At 61.6% G+C, this 16,975-nt stretch carries 15 protein-coding genes; 12 read left to right on the top strand and 3 right to left on the bottom strand.

What is annotated here, in order from left to right:
* Window positions 1–6: 6 nt before the first annotated feature.
* From mreC to rodA, 4 genes are read left to right on the top strand one after another with little or no spacing between them, the layout of a single operon-like run.
* Entirely contained in the window at window positions 7–921 is a 915-nt protein-coding gene (mreC, locus tag ACORLH_RS02845; RefSeq protein ID WP_321831097.1) for a rod shape-determining protein MreC, read from the top strand.
* Window positions 918–1,457, top strand: a complete 540-nt coding sequence (locus ACORLH_RS02840; RefSeq protein ID WP_321831096.1) for a rod shape-determining protein MreD — start codon at window positions 918–920, stop codon at window positions 1,455–1,457. Before mreC ends, ACORLH_RS02840 begins: the two co-directional genes overlap by 4 nt.
* The gene (gene mrdA / locus ACORLH_RS02835; protein WP_321831095.1) at window positions 1,454–3,397 is read left to right on the top strand and encodes a penicillin-binding protein 2; all 1,944 of its coding nucleotides are present in this window, start codon (window positions 1,454–1,456) and stop codon (window positions 3,395–3,397) included. The genes ACORLH_RS02840 and mrdA overlap by 4 nt, the downstream gene beginning before the upstream one ends.
* Window positions 3,394–4,533, top strand: a complete 1,140-nt coding sequence (rodA, locus tag ACORLH_RS02830; protein ID WP_321831094.1) for a rod shape-determining protein RodA — start codon at window positions 3,394–3,396, stop codon at window positions 4,531–4,533. The genes mrdA and rodA overlap by 4 nt, the downstream gene beginning before the upstream one ends.
* Window positions 4,534–4,542: 9 nt before the next feature.
* On the opposite strand, the gene ACORLH_RS02825 is transcribed toward rodA, so the two are convergent.
* A complete protein-coding gene (locus tag ACORLH_RS02825; protein WP_321831093.1) occupies window positions 4,543–5,379 on the bottom strand; it encodes a LysR family transcriptional regulator in 837 nt (278 codons plus the stop codon).
* A 107-nt stretch (window positions 5,380–5,486) separates the two neighbouring features.
* On the opposite strand from ACORLH_RS02825, the gene ACORLH_RS02820 reads away from it, so the two are divergent.
* Together ACORLH_RS02820 and ACORLH_RS02815 are read left to right on the top strand one after the other, a co-directional pair.
* A complete protein-coding gene (locus ACORLH_RS02820; RefSeq protein WP_321831091.1) occupies window positions 5,487–5,897 on the top strand; it encodes a VOC family protein in 411 nt (136 codons plus the stop codon).
* A complete protein-coding gene (locus ACORLH_RS02815) occupies window positions 5,894–6,823 on the top strand; it encodes a glyoxylate/hydroxypyruvate reductase A (RefSeq protein ID WP_321831090.1) in 930 nt (309 codons plus the stop codon). The genes ACORLH_RS02820 and ACORLH_RS02815 overlap by 4 nt, the downstream gene beginning before the upstream one ends.
* Before the next feature lie 82 nt (window positions 6,824–6,905).
* Here ACORLH_RS02815 and ACORLH_RS02810 read toward each other — a convergent pair whose 3' ends face one another.
* Entirely contained in the window at window positions 6,906–7,709 is an 804-nt protein-coding gene (locus tag ACORLH_RS02810; protein WP_321831089.1) for an SseB family protein, read from the bottom strand.
* Window positions 7,710–7,805: 96 nt separating this feature from the next.
* On the opposite strand from ACORLH_RS02810, the gene ACORLH_RS02805 reads away from it, so the two are divergent.
* The 6 genes from ACORLH_RS02805 (at window position 7,806) to ACORLH_RS02780 (ending at window position 14,807) form a co-directional block, all read left to right on the top strand.
* Entirely contained in the window at window positions 7,806–8,420 is a 615-nt protein-coding gene (locus ACORLH_RS02805; protein ID WP_321831088.1) for a uracil-DNA glycosylase family protein, read from the top strand.
* 189 nt (window positions 8,421–8,609) lie between these two features.
* Window positions 8,610–9,857: a Na+/H+ antiporter NhaA gene (locus ACORLH_RS02800; protein ID WP_321831087.1), complete on the top strand. Its 1,248-nt coding sequence runs from the start codon at window positions 8,610–8,612 to the stop codon at window positions 9,855–9,857.
* A 175-nt stretch (window positions 9,858–10,032) separates the two neighbouring features.
* Entirely contained in the window at window positions 10,033–10,692 is a 660-nt protein-coding gene (locus tag ACORLH_RS02795) for an ABC transporter ATP-binding protein (RefSeq protein WP_058243321.1), read from the top strand.
* A complete protein-coding gene (locus ACORLH_RS02790; protein ID WP_321831086.1) occupies window positions 10,670–12,559 on the top strand; it encodes a capsule biosynthesis protein in 1,890 nt (629 codons plus the stop codon). Before ACORLH_RS02795 ends, ACORLH_RS02790 begins: the two co-directional genes overlap by 23 nt.
* 180 nt (window positions 12,560–12,739) lie before the next feature.
* Window positions 12,740–14,236 (top strand): phosphomannomutase/phosphoglucomutase, encoded by a 1,497-nt coding sequence (locus ACORLH_RS02785; protein WP_321831085.1) that lies wholly within the window; start codon window positions 12,740–12,742, stop codon window positions 14,234–14,236.
* A 199-nt stretch (window positions 14,237–14,435) separates the two neighbouring features.
* Window positions 14,436–14,807, top strand: a complete 372-nt coding sequence (locus ACORLH_RS02780; RefSeq protein WP_321831084.1) for a glycine zipper domain-containing protein — start codon at window positions 14,436–14,438, stop codon at window positions 14,805–14,807.
* A gap of 51 nt (window positions 14,808–14,858) precedes the next feature.
* Here the strand turns inward: ACORLH_RS02780 and ACORLH_RS02775 are convergent, their stop codons facing one another.
* Window positions 14,859–16,868 (bottom strand): M3 family metallopeptidase, encoded by a 2,010-nt coding sequence (locus ACORLH_RS02775; protein ID WP_321831083.1) that lies wholly within the window; start codon window positions 16,866–16,868, stop codon window positions 14,859–14,861.
* Between the last annotated feature and the right edge of the window lie 107 nt (window positions 16,869–16,975).

Below are 16,975 nucleotides of genomic sequence, written 5' to 3'. Positions count from 1 at the left end.
GGTACCTTGGCCAAGGACCGTTCACAGAGCGAAGACTATCTGGGACCGCTGAAGCGTTTGCTGACAGGGGTCCTGATCCTGTGCCTGATCGGTCTGTTTATCCTCTGGCGTATCGACAGCCCCCGCGTGGAACGGTTCCGCGCGCAGGTGGTTGATAAGGTGGTGCCTTCCTTTGACTGGGCGATGGCGCCGGTCACCGGCATGGTCAATTTGGTGCGCGACTTTCAAAGCTATCAGCGCATTGTTGAGCAGAACCAGGAACTGCGCAGCGAATTGCAGCAGATGAAAGCCTGGAAAGAGGCCGCACAGCAGTTGGAGCAGGAAAACGCCCGGCTGTTGGATTTGAACAACGTGCGGCTGGACCCGCGACTAACCTATGTGACCGGCGTGGTGCTGGCCGACAGCGGCTCGCCCTTCCGGCAGTCGGTGCTGCTGAACGTCGGCGCACGCGACGGGATCCTTGATGGCTGGGCCACGATGGATGGCATTGGTCTGGTCGGCCGCATCTCTGGCGTGGGTCAGAACACGGCGCGGGTGATCCTGCTGACCGATACCTCCAGCCAGATCCCGATCACCATTCAGCCCTCAGGCCAGCAGGCGATCCTCAGCGGTGACAACACCGCCGCGCCTTTGATCACTTTCCTTGAAAACGGCGATTTGGTGCGCGCCGGTGACCGGGTGATCACCTCAGGCGATGGCGGTGTGTTTCCTGCCGGCGTTCTGGTGGGCCATCTGGCCGAAGATCCTTCGGGCCGGTTGCGGGTGCGCCTGTCGGCAGATTATGAGCGGCTGAAATTCCTACGCGTGCTGCGCAATCAGGCGGCGCCGCTGATCAGCGATCCCGGTGCACTGATCACCCCCGGCGGTGCGCCGCTGGCGCGGGCGGACACCGAGGCGGAGGAAGGGGAGGTCAGCCAATGAGCGACAGCGCCCCAACCAAACCCTGGGTGATGCAATGCGCCTTTGCCGCGCTCACGCTTGCGGTGATCTTTTTCCAACTGCTGCCGCTGGAAACCACACCCCGGCGCTGGACCGGTCCGGATCTGGTCCTGCTGATCAGCTTTGCCTGGGCCCTGCGCCGCCCGGATTACGTGCCCGCCTATCTGGTTGGGCTGATCGCTTTGATGGCGGATCTGATGCTGCAACGTCCCCCCGGGCTGATGGCTGCCCTAGTGGTGATCGCCGTGCAAACCCTGAAAAAACGATCCCGCCTGCTGCGCGATCAGGGGTTTGCGGTGGAATGGCTGACGGTGGCCTCAACCCTGCTGGCGGTGATGCTGGCTTTCCGTCTGGTGCTGACGCTGACCGCCGTGCCACAGGCGCCGATGGGGCTGACGCTGATCCAGCTGGTCATGTCCGTGGTCTGTTACCCCGCTGTGGCCGCCCTGGCGCATTTCGCCTTTGGGGTGCGCCGCGTGGCGCCCGGCGAAGTGGATGCATGGGGGCATAAGCTATGAAGCGCAACAATCGCGATAGCGCCGACAGCGCCCGCCGCATCACCCGCCGCGCCCTGCTGCTGGGCGGTGCCCAGCTGGCCTTTGGCGGCGTGCTGGCCATGCGGATGCGCTACATGCAGGTCGATCAGGCCGATGAGTTCCGCCTGCTGGCTGAGGAAAACCGCGTCAAGGTGCGCCTCCTGCCGCCCGCCCGGGGCGAGATGTTTGACCGCAACGGTGCGGTGATCGCCAAAAACGAACCCAGCTACCGAATTGTTCTGGTACCCGAGGATGCCGGCGACGTCGAACAGGTGATCGCTCGTCTGGCCAATCTGATTGAACTGGACCCCGATGAGCTGGCCAAGGCGCGCAAGGAAATCTCGCAGAATGCGCCCTTCCGGCCGGTGACATTGGCCGATCGCGTCAGTTGGGAGGCAATCAGCCGCGTCGCCGTCAACGCCCCCGCCCTGCCCGGCATCACGCCCGAGGTGGGCCTGTCCCGACAGTACCCGCTGGGCCCGGATATGGCCCATGTCGCGGGCTATGTCGGACCGGTGTCAGATTATGACCTGTCAAAAATCGATGCCCCGGACCAGCTGCTGCTGATCCCGCGCTTTCAGATCGGCAAGGTTGGGGTTGAGGCCAAGCTGGAGGATTCCCTGCGCGGCAAGGCTGGCAACAAGCAGGTTGAGGTGAACTCCGCCGGGCGCGAAATGCGCGAGTTGAACCGCCGTGAGGGCCAGCCGGGCGCCAACCTACAGCTGACCATCGATCACCGGCTGCAAAACTATGTACAGGCGCGGCTGGGCCGCGAAAGCGCCGCCGCCGTGGTGATGGATTGCGAAAGCGGTGATATCCTTTGTGCGGCCTCCGCGCCAAGCTTTGACCCCAACCTGTTTGTGCGCGGCATTTCCGTCAAAGACTACCGCGACCTGACAGAAAACAAATACCGCCCGCTGGCCAATAAGGCGGTGCAGGGCCTCTACCCGCCCGGGTCCACCTTCAAGATGGTCACCGTTCTGGCCGCGCTGGAGGCCGGGGAAGTCACCCCCGATGAAACCGTCTACTGCCCCGGCCATATGGAAATCTCCAACCGTCGGTTCCACTGCTGGAAACGTGCCGGGCACGGGCAGGTGGATTTGCTGACCTCGCTACGCGAAAGCTGCGACGTCTATTATTACGATCTGGCGCTGCGGGTCGGCATTGAAAAAATTTCGGAAATGGCGCGCAAGCTGGGCCTTGGGGAACGCTATGACATCCCGATGTCAGCCATCGCCCGAGGCCGTGCGCCGACCAAGGACTGGAAGCTGGAAACCTACGGTCAGGATTGGGTGGTGGGCGATACTGTCAACGCCTCCATCGGGCAGGGCTACGTGCTGGCCTCCCCGATCCAGCTGGCGGTAATGACCGCACGCATGGCAACGGGACGCGCCCTAGCCCCACGTCTGGTGAAATCCATCAACGGGGTTGAACAGCCGATACCCTCGGACGCAGAGCTGGACGTGAACCCCGAACACCTGCGGCTGGTGCGTCGCGCGATGTATTCGGTCTCCAACCACCGCAAGGGCACCGCCTATGGCTCGCGGATCATCGAGGATGAGCTGCGCCTTGCCGGCAAGACCGGCACCAGCCAGGTCCGAAACATCACCGCCGAGGAACGCCGCCGTGGCGTGACCCGCAACGAGGATCTGCCCTGGGAACGCCGCGACCATGCGCTGTTTGTGAACTTCGCCCCCTATAAAGATCCCAAGTTTGCCGTGGCCGTGGTTGTCGAACATGGCGGCGGTGGCTCAACCGCGGCAGCACCAATCGCACGCGACATCACGCTACAGGCCCTTTACGACGGTGAACCGCCGCTGGAGGCCTACCCGAAAGCCGCACGTTCCAAGGTGAAAGCACAGCAGGAACGGCTGCGCCGCGAACGGCGTGAGTTCCTCAAGCGGGAAAGTGACCGCGCATGAGTTATCTTGAGTATGCCGTCAAGACCGTGCCCTCGGGCCTGCGCAAGGTGTTTTACCTGAACTGGCCGCTGATCCTGTTGCTGACGGCGGTCTGCTCGGTCGGTTTCCTGATGCTCTACTCAGTTGCGGGCGGGTCTTTCCAACCCTGGGCAGAGACGCAGATGAAACGCTTCGGCCTAGGCATGGCGGTGCTGTTCGTCGTGGCCATGGTGCCGATCTGGTTCTGGCGCAACGTCGCGGGGGTGGCCTATCTGGCCTCACTGGCGCTGCTGCTGTTTGTGGAGTTCTTTGGCTCCGTCGGGATGGGGGCGCAGCGCTGGATCGATCTGGGCTTCATGCGGTTGCAGCCCTCCGAGATGGCGAAGATCACATTGGTGATGCTTTTGGCCGCCTATTATGACTGGCTGCCGATGAAAAAGGTCTCGCACCCGATCTGGGTGGCGGTGCCGCTGTTCCTGATCCTGCTGCCCACGGCGCTGGTGCTGAACCAGCCGGACCTTGGCACCTCACTGCTGCTGGTCTTTGGTGGTGCGGCTGTGATGTTCTTTGCCGGGGTGCATTGGGGCTATTTCACTGCCGTCATCGGCATTGGCATTGGTCTGGTGACAGCCGTGTTTCAGACCCGTGGCACCCAGTGGCAGCTGCTGAAGGATTACCAATACCGCCGCATCGATACCTTCCTGGACCCCGCCAGCGATCCCTTGGGCGCCGGCTATCACATCACCCAGTCCAAGATTGCGCTTGGCTCAGGCGGCTGGACCGGCCGCGGTTTTATGCAGGGCACGCAGTCCCGGCTGAACTTCCTGCCGGAAAAACACACCGACTTCATCTTCACCACCCTGGCTGAGGAGTTTGGCTTCATCGGTGCGGTCTCCCTCCTGGTGCTCTATGTGCTGATCATCATCTTCTGCGTCGCCTCGGCCGTTGCCAACCGCGATCGCTTCTCCTCACTTCTGATCCTTGGGATCGGGGTGACCTTCTTCCTGTTCTTTGCGGTGAACATGTCGATGGTGATGGGCATGGCGCCCGTTGTAGGCGTGCCGCTGCCGCTGGTCAGCTATGGTGGCTCGTCGATGCTGGTGCTGCTGGGCGCCTTTGGTCTGGTGCAAAGCGCCCATGTCCATCGCCCCCGCTAGGGGATTGCCTTAACCGCTGATCCCCAACACCTGCCGCAACACCTGCTGCACCGGGCGGCGGCTGTCACGCTGCCAGGACAGCAGCCCAACCTGCCGGGTCGCCCCGCCCAAGGGGGTGAACTGCGCGGCAGGGTGGCGGCGCTGCAATCCGGCCCATTCTGGCACAACGGCGCGGCCGACGCCGTCCTCAACCAGCTGGGCAATGGTCTCCAACGCATCCATTTCACACAGCACCCGTGGCGTGCCAAACCGCTGCTGCAACAGCCGATGGCAGGCCGCCCCACCCCAGGCCGCCCGCGCATAAAGCAGGAAGGGCAGGTCCACCTCGCCCCCGCGCGGCTGCAACAGGCCAAGGCGCTGCTCAGCCATGACATCAAAGCGCATGGTTTTGGGCAGGGCAAAAGGCGGGGCAACGATCAGCGCCGCCTCCAACCGCCCGGCCTCAAAAGCATCATACAACTCGGCTGAGGCACCGGGGCTCAGCGTCAGGTCCACCTCAGGCGCGGCCTGTTTCAACCCCTGCACCAGATCCGCAGCATGATCCCCCAAGGCGGTCGAAATCAGCCCAAGGCGCAATGGCCCCACCAGCTGATCCTGTGCCAGAACCTGTCCCAGGCATGCCCGGATCGACACTAGCTTGCGCAGCTCCGGCAGCAGGGCCTCACACTCGGGGGTTGCCGCCATGCCGCGCCCGGACCGGATCAGCAGCGGCACCTGCAACTCGGTCTCCAGCGCCTCCACCCGCTGCGCCACGGCGGCAGGGGTCACGCCAAGACGCCGCGCGGCGGCGGCCAGTGAAGCCTCATCCACCGCGGCAATCAGGGTTTCCACAAATCGCAAATCCATAGAAAACCTTATGTTTGAAGTCACAAAAACAAGCTAGCCTTTTTATAACCGCCTCCGCTATTCCTGTGCCCAAGCAACATTGCACCGACGAACAAAGGACCGCTTTGATGAGTATTTTCCACCTCGCCTATCACGTCGATGACCTCGACAAGGCCCGTGCGTTTTACGGCGACCTCCTGGGTTGCACCGAGGGCCGCAGCACTGAAACATGGGTCGATTTCAATTTCTTCGGCCATCAGATCAGCCTGCACCTGGGCCCTGTTTTCGCCACCGCCAACACCGGCAAAGTGGGGGAGCATTTGGTGCCGATGCCACATCTGGGGGTGATCCTGCCGACCGATCAATGGCAGGTGCTGGCCGAAAAACTGACCACTGCGGGCGTCACCTTCACCATCGCGCCTACCACCCGCTTTGCCGGTGAGCCCGGGGAGCAGAACACCATGTTTTTCCACGATCCCGCCGGAAACCCGATTGAAATCAAAGGATTTGCAGATATGGCCGGGGTGTTTGCCACATGATCAACGTCCTCTTCGCCGCCCTGCCCGAACGCTGGGACAGCTACGCCCCCGCCCTGCGCAAAGCCTTCGACGATGCCGGGCTGCAGGTTGACCTGCAACAGGACTTCGCCCCGGACGTGGTCGACTATATCGTCTATGCGCCAAACTCCACGCTGCAGGATTTCACCCCCTACACCCGCTGCAAGGCGGTGCTGAACCTCTGGGCCGGGGTTGAGGCCATTGTGGGCAATCAGACCCTGACGCAGCCGCTGGCGCGCATGGTGGATTTCGGCCTGACGCAGGGCATGGTGGAATGGGTCACCGGCCATGTGCTGCGCCATCATCTGGACATTGACTATAACCTCGAACGTCAGGCCGGCGTCTGGGACAAACATCTGCCGCCGCTGTCACGTGACCGGCCAGTGACCGTTCTGGGCATCGGCGAATTGGGTGGCTCCTGCGCGCAGGCCATTGCCGGGCTGGGTTTCCCCGTCACCGGCTGGAGCCGCACCCAGAAAGAGATCAACGGCATCACCTGCCTTTCGGGTGAGGCGGGTCTGAAACAGGCGCTGTCGACGGCGCAGATTCTGGTGCTGCTGCTGCCGCTGACGGCGGGCACGGAACACGTGATCAATGCCGAGAGTTTGGCGCTGATGCCGAAAGGCGCCTATATCATCAACCCCGGCCGGGGCCCGCTGATCGATGATGCCGCGCTCCTGGCGGCGCTGGACAGTGGCCAGATTGCACGGGCCACATTGGATGTGTTCCGGGTTGAGCCTCTGCCTGCCGAGGACCCTTATTGGTCCCACCCCAAGGTCACGGTCACCCCGCATATTGCGGCGGAAACCCGGCCGGAAACCGCGGCAAAGATCATCGCCGACAACATCCAGCGTGCTGAGGCAGGGGAACCGCTACGCTTCCTCGTTGATCGCGGCGCTGGCTACTAAACAAAAGAACGGGGGGCCCTGCCCCCCGCTTTAGAAACCGCAAAAGCGCTTTCACTGTTTCCTAAATACTCATGTCACAGCATCAGCGCAGGATCGGCGGCTTCTCGGGGTCAGAACCGGGGGCTGACAGCCCCACTTCCTGTGCCTCTTCGTGCTGGGGCAGGTCAAACCGCAGCCCCCATTGTGCCAGTTTCGCCGCCAGCGGATCACTGGCCCGCAGGAAGCTGACATCCAGCGCACCGGCCTCAATCCCCGAAAAAGTCAGCGCCTCAGACACCGCCTGCGCCAACGCCCCTTCGGCGGCAGGCACCGCATCGATAAAGGCCAGCAGGTGGTTGCGCGCGCCGCCCTCATAGGTGGCGCCTGCCAGATAGGCCGAATGGGCCAGCCCGGTGGCAGTGGCCAGTTTTGCGTCCAATGCCGTCAACAGCGCCTCTGGCAGCCCCATGGGGCGGCCAATTTCTTCGATCCGCGCCTCGGCCTCCTCAGGGGCCTGCCCCAGGGTCTGGTCCAGCCAGACTACCGCCTCGGACGGGATCAGGATCGACGATGGCGCCACCTCAAGGTTCACCCCCAGCCCAATCCCCTGCCCGGCCAGGATCGAGGCAATCATCCGCCCCGACAGCGCAGCATAGGGTGCTTCGCGGCCAACGAACTGCGCCAGCCGGTCTTCGCGGTCAAAGATCAGCACAAAGCGATCATCGGAAACCTCAAACAGCTCGGGCGTCACATTGTCATCAACCGGTTCTTCCGCCAGCAGCAGAAACATCTCGCTATCGGCCAGACGCTCGTAAAACCGCAGCCGCGCAGTGTCATCGCTTTCATCCGCCAACATGGCAGCATGGACAAGGTCCAGTGCGGTCTGATCAGTGGGGGCGTTTGTCATCTCGGGCTTCCTGACACTCGTTGCGCAATTGGGGCTTGCCCTGCGGTAGCCTGCGCGCCAGCTTAGGGCAAGAGCTGAGCAAGGACAGATATCCCGATGCCCCCGCAAAAGCCCGCAGCGTCACAGCCTGACCTGCAGCAGGAGATCGCCCGCTGTCGTCTCTGTGCGCCGCGCTTTGCCGCCACCAAAACCGCCCATAGCCCACGCCCCGTGCCCTGGTTCAACCCCAAGGCGCGGATCCTGATCGCCGGACAGGCCCCGGGACTGCGGGTGCACGAAAGCGGCCGCCCCTTTGATGACAGATCGGGGGATCGCCTGCGCGATTGGCTGGGGATCAACCGGGCCACGTTTTATGATCAGGAGCTTTTGGCCTGTGTGCCAGCGGCCTTCTGCTTCCCCGGTTATGACGCCAAAGGATCCGACCTGCCGCCGCCAAAACTCTGTGCTGAAACCTGGCAGGACCGGGTCATGACCAGCCTCTCATCTGTGGAACTGACGGTGTTGGTGGGCGGCTATGCCCACCGCGGCCATCTGGGGCTGAAAACCAGCGTCACGGAAAATGTCCGGCGCTGGCGTGACTATGCACCTGCAAAGTTCTTGTTGCCGCATCCCTCCTGGCGCAACACTGGCTGGCTGCGCAAAAACCCCTGGTTCGAATCCGACCTGTTGCCCGCCCTGCGCAGCGCTGTCCGCCAATCTGTGCATCGGTAAGCGGGCCGGACCCGTCCAAAACGCGCTGTTCCGGCGAATTGCGGCCGTTTTTCAATGAGTTTCGTCGTAATCTGCGGCGTTTTAGCGCGCTGCGAACTTGCTGCATCCGGCCAAATGGCCTAGTTCTCTGCCATCTCCGGGGGACATCTGCCACTAGGCAAACTGGGGACGAACAGGGCAGGAGGTATCATGTACCGCGTTTGGAATTTCATCACTAACTACTCACTATTGCTGATCCTTGGGGCTCTGACCGCCCTGGTTTGGGCAAATGTGAACCCGCACAGCTACCACGCATTCGTTGAATTCAAGATCTGGGACCACGCCCCGATTGGCCATCTGCATGACGGCCACCGGACGTTGACCCTGCACTATCTGGTCAATGACATGTTGATGGCCTTCTTCTTTGCCATTGCGGCCAAAGAAGTTTGGGAAGCCATTGCTCTCAAGAACGGCTCGCTGCGCGGCAAAAAGGCGGCCACCCCGCTTTTTGCCACGGTTGGGGGTATGATTGGACCAATTGCGGTTTACCTCGGGCTGGCGCTGCTCTTGGGCTCGGAAACCTATGATGCTGTTAAGAACGGCTGGGCGATCCCAACCGCAACGGACATCGCATTCTCATATCTTGTGGGCCGTATGGTCTTTGGCGCCGGTCACCCGGCCGTGCGCTTCCTGCTGTTGTTGGCCATTGCCGACGATGCGGCAGGTCTGATCATTCTGGCCGTTTTCTACCCCTCGGCTGAGTTGATGCCGGAATGGCTGCTGCTGTCTTTAGGATCGGCGATTGCGGTTTGTCTGCTGGCCAACTGGCTGCCACGCCGGCTGGACCGCCACAACCAGCTGCGCCCCAACTCAACCTGGATGCGCAAGAAGCTGGGCTTCTGGCCCTATCTGATCGCGGGCTGCGCCAGCTGGTATGGCTTCATGATGGCAGGGATTCACCCGGCGCTTGGCCTGTTGCCGATCGTGCCAACCATCCCACACGCTGACCGCGCCTTCGGGATCTTCAGTGAGGCAGAGCAATATCTGACCGACCTGCTGAACCATATCGAACACGCGCTGAAACACCCGGTTGAGGTGGTGCTGTTCTTCTTCGGCCTGTTGAACGCAGGTGTCGAATTTTCGGCAATCGGTGCCCCGACCTGGCTGGTTCTGGCCGGTCTGATCATCGGCAAACCCATCGGTGTTCTGATCTTTGGCGTCATCGGCGCCCATGTGCTGCGGCTGGGTCTGCCCCAGGGGATGCGCACATCGGATCTGTTCATCATCGGCTGTGTGGCCGCCATCGGCTTTACCGTTTCGCTCTTTGTGGCTTCGGTCGCCTTCCCACCGGGTGAGGTTCAGGATGCCGCCAAAATGGGGGCGCTGTTCAGCTTTGGAGCAGCGGTGCTGTCCTGGCTGGTGGGCAAGCTGCTCAGGGTCGAAAAACAGACGTTGTAACAGCCCAACTTCTGTAAACAATCTTGTGAAACCGGCGCCATTAGGTGTCGGTTTTTCAACATTAGGCCTTAATTTTGCCCCCTTGCCCGTGTCATAATCTAATCAAAAGCCCAAATGGGCCGTTCTTAGGAACATCCCACCTCACCAAGGGCGAGCAGGAGAGCACAGGCCGCACATGCTTGAGTTTGACAATGTCAGCAAGTCCTTCTGGACCGGCACCCAACGCAAAGTGATCCTTGAGAAAGGATCATTCCGGGTAGACTTGGGCCAATCGCTGGGCATCCTGGCCCCCAATGGCACCGGGAAAACCACGCTGATCAACATGATGGCCGGTTTGGAAAAACCGGACGAAGGGGTGATCCGCCGCGGCTGCAAGGTCTCATTCCCGCTGGGGTTCATGGGCGGCGTTGTCTCCAAACACACCGCCGTGGAAAACAGCCGCTACATCGCTCGGCTTTATGGCTTGGATCCCGACTATGTGGAATCCTTCTGCCGCTGGCTGTGTAACTTGGGCGAATACTTCAACCAGCCGCTTGGCACCTACAGTTCCGGGATGCGCGCGCGGTTTTCCTTTGCGCTGCTGCTGGCGCTGGATTTTGACATCTACCTGATCGACGAAGGCATGCCCTCCTCGACCGATGTCGATTTCAACAAAAAGGCCGGGGATCTGCTGCGTGAGCGGCTGAACCGGACCACCGTGATTATCGTGTCGCACTCGCCCGCGACGCTACAACAATTTGCCCGTTCAGCGGCCGTTCTGATGAATGGCAAGCTGCATATGTTTGACACCTTGGAAGAAGCGAAACAGCTCTATGACTACGAAACCCAAGGCTAAAAAGTTCCGCATCCGCCGTGGTGGCTCGTCTGACGGGGCCACCGGTGCACCTGCGGCCAACGCCCCGGCCCCTCAACCTGAGGCGCCCGCCAATGAGGCGGCGCAAACGCCGCGGCCAACCCGCCCGCAACAGGGCGCGCGCGACTATGCCGAGCAGATGCGCAAACAGGCCGCCCAATCGCAGCAGCCGCAAGAAGGTGGCGAAGAGGAAATGCAAAGCCTCGCCGCCATTGCCGCCCGCCGTAAAGCGCAGGCTCAGGCACAGCCGCAGGCTCAGGCACAGCCCCAAGCGCCGTCACCAGCACGCCCAGCAGCCCGGGCCCAGCAGGCCCAGCCGCAGCAAACTGCCCAGCAACCGGCCGCACAGCGCCCGCAACAGGCTCAGGCCCAGACACAGGCAGCACGTGAGGGCATGGTCGCCTCGCCGCAGGAAGTGACCGCCGATCAGGAAATTGACGCCATTCGCCGCGAAGGGCTGACCGGGCGCCAGCTGCGCATGGCCCGCCGGGTGGCGCAGAAACACGGGCTTGCCCCAACCTCGGATTTTGACGCCGTGCGCCTGTTGCGCGCCAGCGGCATTGAGCCGTTCAAACGCACCAACCCGCTGGAACTCGTGGTGCCCTCCGCCGCCAAAGACGGCGCTGAGGCCGCAACGCAACTGCCCCAGACCGTTACGCCTGAGGCCAGTAAACTGCCCTCAACCGAAATGGCCCCGGCAGAACGACGTCTGCAGGAAATCAGCGAAATTCAACGCGATATCATGCGCCGCCGCCGTCGCAAGATGATCCTGCTGCTGACGCGTCTCAGCTTTTTCGTATTCCTGCCGACCCTGCTGGTGACCTGGTACTTCACCTTCATCGCCTCCCCGCTTTACTCGACCAAGTCCGAGTTTCTGGTGCTTCAGGCCGATTCCGCAGGCGGTGGCAGCATGCGCGGCCTGTTGGCGGGCACACAGTTTGCTACCAACCAAGATGCCATCGCGGTGCAGAAATTTCTGACTTCAAGGCCAGCGATGATCCGGCTGAACGAAGAGTTCGGCTTCAAGGAACACTTCAGCCAGGACAGCATCGACCCGATCAAACGTCTTGAACCCGATGCCACCAATGAAGCCGCCTATAAGCTGTTCAAACGCTACGTGAAAATCGGCTACGACCCGACCGAAGGTGTGGTGCATATGGAAGTGATCGCCGCCGATCCGGTGGTGGCCACAACCTTTGCCGAGGCACTGATTTCCTATGCTGAGGAAAAGGTCGATGAATTGTCGCTGCGCAAACGGGATGACCAGATGCGCGAAGCCCGCGCCAGCCTGGAACAGGCCAAACAGGAACGGACCGAAGCACAGCGCAAGCTGGTAGAACTGCAAGAGGGCACGCTGCTGGATCCGCAGGGCGAAATGGCCGCGATCCGGGCGTTGATCAACAATGTTGAGATCCAGCTGCAGGACAAGGAACTGCAACTGCAGACCCAGCTGAACAACCAACGCCCAAACCAGCCCAAGGTTCAGGCTCTGGAGGTTGAGATCCGCATCCTCAAGGCCGAACTGGCCCGCCAGCAGGCCCGCCTGAATGAAGCGCAGAACGGCGACAGCTCACTGGCCGCCAAGGCAGCGCAGATCCAGATGGCACAGGCTGATCTGGCCACTGCAGACCTGTTCCTGCAATCCGCAGTACAGAACGAAAAGCAGACCGCCCAGGCCGCCGCACGGCAGGTGCGCTACCTGACAACGGCTGTGGCCCCGGTTGTGCCCGACGCGGCCTCTTACCCGCGGGTCTTTGAAAACTCGATCCTCGCCTTCCTGGTGCTGTCGGGCGTCTATCTGATGATCTCGCTCACCGCATCGATCCTGCGTGAGCAGGTTTCAACCTAAGCTCTTACCCCCTGTTCATCCCGAACGGGGGCTAACCCTCTGGATAGGGGGTATCCCCGTCTGTTTTGTTGAATCGTAACGGTTTGCTGGGCATAACAGGTCCAGCATTGCCTTCCCCCGCCTCCCGGGGTGGGCGCGCCGAAACATGGCGGACCAACCCTTTCAAAGTGAGTAATTTCAGTGACCAAACCTCTTGCAGATGTGACACCAAACACTTGGGATTTCCTCAAACTGCCGATGATCAAACCCACCGGCTTTCGCGAATATGACGCCCGCTGGAAATTCCCGGATGAGATCAACTTGCCCGGCATGACCGCCCTGGGTCTGGGCATTGGCACCCAGATGCGCCTGCATGGGCTGGAGCCGGTGATCGCCGTCGGCAATGATTACCGCGACTATTCGCTGTCGATCAAAAACGCCTTGATCGTTGGTCTGATGCAGGCCGGCATCAGGGTGAAAGACATCGGCCCCTGCATCACCCCAATGGCCTATTTCAGCCAGTTCCATCTGGACGCGCCCGCGGTGGCGATGGTCACCGCCTCGCACAATCCAAACGGTTGGACCGGTGTCAAAATGGGTTTCCAGCGCCCGCTGACCCACGGCCCTGATGAGATGGGGGAACTGAAAGACATCGTGCTGAACGGCAAGGGCCAGCCGCATGAGGGCGGCATGTACGAATTCGTCGATGGCGTTTGGGACGCCTATATGGATGACCTCGTCGGTGATTTCAAAATGACCCGCAAGCTGAAGGTTGTCTGCGCCTCAGGCAACGGCACCGCCGCCGCATTTGGCCCGGCGCTGTTTGAACGGCTGGGCGTTGAGATGGTCGATAGCCACAACCGGCTGGACTACACTTTCCCCAACTACAACCCAAACCCCGAAGCGATGGAAATGCTGCATGACATGTCAGACAGCGTGAAAGCCTCGGGCGCGGATTTTGCGCTTGGCTTTGACGGCGACGGCGATCGCTGCGGCGTTGTGGATGATGAGGGGGAAGAGATTTTTGCCGATAAGGTGGGCGTCATCATGGCCCGCGATCTGGCCAAGCTCTACCCCGGGTCGACCTTTGTGGCGGATGTGAAATCCACCGGCCTCTTTGCCTCGGACCCTGAGCTGCAGAAATATGACATCAAGGCCGATTACTGGAAAACCGGCCACAGCCACATGAAACGCCGGGTGCACGCGATTGGCGCGCTGGCAGGCTTTGAAAAGTCGGGCCACTACTTCCTGTCGGGTGACATTGGCCGCGGCTATGACGACGGCATGCGCGTCGCGGTGGAGATCTGCAAACTGATGGACCGCAACCCCGACATGAAAATGTCGGACCTGCGCAAGGCGCTGCCAAAAACCTGGTCCACCCCCACCATGTCACCCTATTGCGCCGACACCGAGAAATACGGCGTGTTGGACCGGCTGGTGGAAAAACTGGTGGCCAAGGCAGAGGCTGGCGAAACCCTGGCCGGCAAGGCGATCAAAGAGGTTGTGACCGTCAACGGCGCCCGGGTGATCCTGGAAAACGGCTCCTGGGGGTTGGTGCGCGCCTCATCCAACACGCCGAACCTGGTGGTGGTCTGCGAAAGCAGCGAAAGCGAAGCGGAAATGCGCGCCATCTTTGCCGAGATCGACGCGGTGATCAAAACCGAGCCGCTGGTCGGGGAATACGACCAGACGATCTGAGCCACTCTCGAAGTGTCGGAAAACATCCCCGTTGCGCTCACCCGCGGCGGGGTTTTCTTTTGGAGTGCGCCCCAACAAATCCGCATAAGCCAGATGCAAACTCGTAAATTCCGCATGACCCTTTCTGTCGCTATCTAACCGCCATCGCCCAAACGGGCCCATCAAAACGAAAAAGCGATTAGAGAAAGCGAAGCCTCCCATGCATCTGAAATTTCATCACCATATTCTTGCCCTGTCTGCCCTGATCACCCTGGCTGCCTGCGCCGATCCGCTGGATCGTCAGGTGCAGCTCTCTGGCCCTGCCGGGGCTAACTTTGCCGCTGATCAGGCCGCCTGCCGCCAAGTTGCCAAAGCCTACACCGATGAACGCGCCCGCCGCGGCACATATGCCGGCGTTGCCGTGGGCGGCTTGGCAGGCGCTGCTGAGGAAGAAGACCTAGAAGGCGCGCTGATTGGTGCCGCGCTTGGCGGCGTCATTGGCCGCGCCGAAGCCGAGGCCGAAATCAACGAAGACCGCCGCGCCGTGATGCTGCGCTGCCTGCAAAACAAAGGCCACCCCGTTGTGGGGTGACCTTCGATCACATCAACTCTGCATCCCGGGCCCTGCCCCGGGGTGCATCACTTAGCTGAGGCCGCGCCCTTTCAGCAGCGCCTCAACCCCGGGCATCCGGCCCCGGAACGCCACATAAAGCTCTTCCGCCTCTTTCGATCCGCCGGTGGACAGGATGTTGTCCTCCAGCGCTTTGGCCTTGGCCGGATCAAAGGCGCCGCCGGCCTCTTCAAAGGCGGCGAAAGCATCGGCATCCATCACCTCGGACCACATGTAGCTGTAATAGCCGGACGAATAGCCGTCACCGGCAAAGACATGGGCAAAATGCGGCGTCGCATGGCGCATGGCGATCTGTTTCGGCATGCCAAGTCCGGCCAGAACCTCCGCCTGTTTTGCCATCGGATCCGCAGCTGCCGCGCCGCGGTGGAACGCCAGATCCACCATGGCCGAGGCGACATATTCCACTGTTTGGAAGCCCTGATCAAAGTTGGCCGCGCCCAGCACCTTCTCCAGCATTGCGGCAGGCATGGCCTCGCCGGTTTCGGCGTGGGTGGCAAATTCCTGCAGCACGTCAGGCACCTCAAGCCAATGTTCATAAAGCTGGCTGGGCAGTTCCACGAAGTCCCGCGCCACCGAGGTACCGGAAATGCTTTCATAGGTCACATTGGACAGCATCTGATGCAGCGCATGGCCAAATTCATGGAACAGGGTGCGCGCATCGTCATAAGACAGAAGCGCCGGATCACCCTTGGCAAAGTTGCAGACGTTGATCACCACCGGCGCCTGCACCTTCGGGAACTTCGCCTGTGCCCGCATCGCCGAGCACCACGCGCCGGACCGTTTGGAGCCACGGGCGAAATAGTCACCAATGAAAACGGCCACATGTTCACCGTTCCGCGTCACCTCCCAGGCGCGACAATCCTCATGGTAGAGCGGCACATCCAGCGGCGTGAACTCCAGCCCGAACAGGCGGGTGGCACAGGCAAAGGAGGCCTCAATCATCCGCTCCAGCTGCAGGTAGGGCTTCAGCTCAGCCTCATCCAGATCATGTTCCGCCTTGCGCCGTTTGGCGGCGTAATAGTGCCAATCCCAGGCTTCCAGATCGCCGTTGATGCCCTCGGCATGCATCATCTCTTCCAGCACGTTGGCATCTGCCTCGGCGCGGGCCTTGGCCGGTTGCCAGACCGCTTCCAGCAGTTCGGCCACCCGATCTGGCGTCTTGGCCATTTCGGTTTCCAGTTTGTAGCTGGCAAAATCCGCATAGCCCAACAGATGCGCACGTTCTTCGCGCAAGGTGAGGATCTCAGCCGCGATGGCGCGGTTGTCATTGTCATTGCCGTTGGCCCCCCGCGCGGTGAAGGCCTGATAGGCCTTCTGACGCAGATCGCGGCGGGTGGAAAATTGCAAAAACGGGGTGATGATCGACCGACCCGTGGTCACCACCGGCCCGGCCGCGCCCTTTTCAGCGCCCGCCGCGCGCATCGCCTCCACAGCAAAATCGGGCAGACCGTCCAGATCCTCCTCGGTCAGTTCCATGAACCATTCGCGTTCATCCGCCAGCAGGTTCTGGGTGAACTGGGTGCCCAGCACCGCCAACCGGCCCTTGATTTTGCCCATGCGCGCGTCGGCCGCGCCTTCCAGCGCGGCACCAGCGCGTACGAACCCGCGGTGGCTCAGCATCAGGACGCGCGCCTGTTCCGGGCTGAGGTCCAGATCATCGCGTCGCGCCCAAAGATCAGCCAAACGGGCAAACAGCGCCTTGTTTGAGGAAATTGCAGCGAAGTGCGCCGCCATTTTGGGCGAAAAGTCGCGCTGCAACGCCTCACGCGCCGGGTTGCTGTCGGCGCCTGCGACGGTGAAGAACACCGAAAGCACCTTGTTCAGCGCCTCACCCGCGGCCTCCAGCGCTTCGACGGTATTGGCAAAGGTCGGGGTGTCCGTGTTTTCGGCGATGGCCGCAATTTCAGCGTTATGCGCGTCCAGCGCGGCCTCAAACGCGGGGGCAAAATCCTCATCCCGGATGGTGTCAAACGGGGCAAGTTCAAAGGGGGTGTCCCATTGGGACATCAGCGGATTGGTCATAACGATCTCCTTTGAGGGAAAGCTATGCCCGCGCATTGGGATCGTCCAGAGGACGGGGCGCAAAAAGGATGTGATCAGGGGTGCAAACCGGACCACAGCGCGCCCCA

The sequence above is a fragment of the Thalassovita sp. genome, from assembly GCF_963691685.1.
Taxonomy (GTDB): Bacteria; Pseudomonadota; Alphaproteobacteria; order Rhodobacterales; family Rhodobacteraceae; genus Thalassobius.
This window is presented reverse-complemented; position numbering and strand designations above follow the sequence as displayed.

What these genes read in the sequence shown, in the direction of transcription:
- ACORLH_RS02840 (WP_321831096.1), top strand. Translation starts at nt 918, where the DNA reads ATGAGCGACAGCGCCCCAACCAAACCCTGGGTGATGCAATGCGCCTTT.
- mrdA (WP_321831095.1), top strand. Translation starts at nt 1,454, where the DNA reads ATGAAGCGCAACAATCGCGATAGCGCCGACAGCGCCCGCCGCATCACC.
- rodA (WP_321831094.1), top strand. Translation starts at nt 3,394, where the DNA reads ATGAGTTATCTTGAGTATGCCGTCAAGACCGTGCCCTCGGGCCTGCGC.
- ACORLH_RS02825 (WP_321831093.1), bottom strand. Translation starts at nt 5,379, where the DNA reads ATGGATTTGCGATTTGTGGAAACCCTGATTGCCGCGGTGGATGAGGCT.
- ACORLH_RS02820 (WP_321831091.1), top strand. Translation starts at nt 5,487, where the DNA reads ATGAGTATTTTCCACCTCGCCTATCACGTCGATGACCTCGACAAGGCC.
- ACORLH_RS02815 (WP_321831090.1), top strand. Translation starts at nt 5,894, where the DNA reads ATGATCAACGTCCTCTTCGCCGCCCTGCCCGAACGCTGGGACAGCTAC.
- ACORLH_RS02810 (WP_321831089.1), bottom strand. Translation starts at nt 7,709, where the DNA reads ATGACAAACGCCCCCACTGATCAGACCGCACTGGACCTTGTCCATGCT.
- ACORLH_RS02805 (WP_321831088.1), top strand. Translation starts at nt 7,806, where the DNA reads ATGCCCCCGCAAAAGCCCGCAGCGTCACAGCCTGACCTGCAGCAGGAG.
- ACORLH_RS02800 (WP_321831087.1), top strand. Translation starts at nt 8,610, where the DNA reads ATGTACCGCGTTTGGAATTTCATCACTAACTACTCACTATTGCTGATC.
- ACORLH_RS02795 (WP_058243321.1), top strand. Translation starts at nt 10,033, where the DNA reads ATGCTTGAGTTTGACAATGTCAGCAAGTCCTTCTGGACCGGCACCCAA.
- ACORLH_RS02790 (WP_321831086.1), top strand. Translation starts at nt 10,670, where the DNA reads ATGACTACGAAACCCAAGGCTAAAAAGTTCCGCATCCGCCGTGGTGGC.
- ACORLH_RS02780 (WP_321831084.1), top strand. Translation starts at nt 14,436, where the DNA reads ATGCATCTGAAATTTCATCACCATATTCTTGCCCTGTCTGCCCTGATC.
- ACORLH_RS02775 (WP_321831083.1), bottom strand. Translation starts at nt 16,868, where the DNA reads ATGACCAATCCGCTGATGTCCCAATGGGACACCCCCTTTGAACTTGCC.